Annotated in this window: 1 protein-coding gene; it reads left to right on the plus strand. The window is 58.0% G+C overall.

The window, feature by feature from the left end:
- Positions 1-675 precede the first annotated feature (675 nt).
- On the plus strand, positions 676-999 hold the full coding sequence (locus tag ACFPOE_RS00005; protein WP_376847939.1) for a hypothetical protein: 324 nt from the start codon (positions 676-678) through the stop codon (positions 997-999).
- Positions 1,000-1,120 lie beyond the last annotated feature (121 nt).

Below are 1,120 nucleotides of genomic sequence, written 5' to 3' on the forward strand. Positions count from 1 at the left end.
CCAAAGTCGTTTCGCAGCTGCGCCGCGCCATTCCTTGGTCGCCGGTTACGTCCGACGTTAGAGCGCTTTGGAAGATCTCACTGGCACTCAAATTATCGAGCGGCGCGAGGCCCTCGAAACCGCCAGCGCGACACTGCTCGGAAGGCTACTTTTCGCCTTCTCCCGCCTAGATTTAAACCTTGGTCTATGCCTTGCTTGGGTTGGCGGCGGCGCTCAACTCGAGGCCTTGTCGCAGAAGGTCCGAGAGCTTAACTTTCATAAGCGTCTGGAGTCATTGGAACGGACTGTGAAGTCTGCGCTTGAACCTGGCTCTGAGGGATACTCCAACTACACCAAATGGCTGGCGGAAGCGCACCAGGCCAGACTTCTCCGAAACGAGTTGGTCCATGGCCGATGGGGCGTGGATGCTCAGCGCTTTGAAGTCATAAACATCGTAGAAGTCTCAACATCACCTGAACAGCGCCAAGTCCGCTATACCTTGGCTGAACTATTGGGGCATGTGAGCGAAGTCAGACGTTTGGACGCTGCACTCGGAAAGCTCAGAGACAAATGGCCATTGTGAAAGCGCGCTCTAACAGGTCCGTCAACGCGGACGCCCAAAGTCGTCCCGCAGCTTCGCCGCGCCGTTCCTTGGTCGCCGGTTACGTCCGACGTTAAGACTCATCGGAGAAACGTATGAGCACTCGAAGCGGAAAACTCGTATTCCTCGGCAAATTGCTCGTCGCTGCAGTTGCGATCGTTGCCTTGGTCGCGGTGGCGGCCCGACAGTTGGTGCCTTCGGTCACGCTTGGCGAACGCCTGGTGTATTCCGCGGCAGGCGTCATAGGGGCTATGGCGCTCATCATCCTGGCCGCAATCTGCTCACTCCAGTTCTCCCAATTCATCTTGCGCGCGGGCGGCACGGACCCACAGTGGTTTTGGTTCCAGAGCGAACCCAAAGGGCTTGTCGCATTGCGCGAGCAGCAGGCTGAAGGAAAGGGAGCACGCGATGAGTCTTAACAGGTCCGTCAACGCGGACGCCCAAAGCCGTCCCGCGGCATTGCCGCGCCGTTCCTTGGTCGCCGGTTACGTCCGACGTTAAGACTCATCGGAGAAACGTATGAGCACTCGAAGCGGAAAG

The sequence above is a fragment of the Caenimonas terrae genome (genome assembly GCF_042655405.1).
Classification (GTDB): domain Bacteria; phylum Pseudomonadota; class Gammaproteobacteria; order Burkholderiales; family Burkholderiaceae_C; genus Ramlibacter; species Ramlibacter terrae_A.

Bases quoted from the DNA above. Each gene is read 5' to 3' on its own strand.
- ACFPOE_RS00005 (WP_376847939.1), top strand. From the start codon at position 676: ATGAGCACTCGAAGCGGAAAACTCGTATTCCTCGGCAAATTGCTCGTC.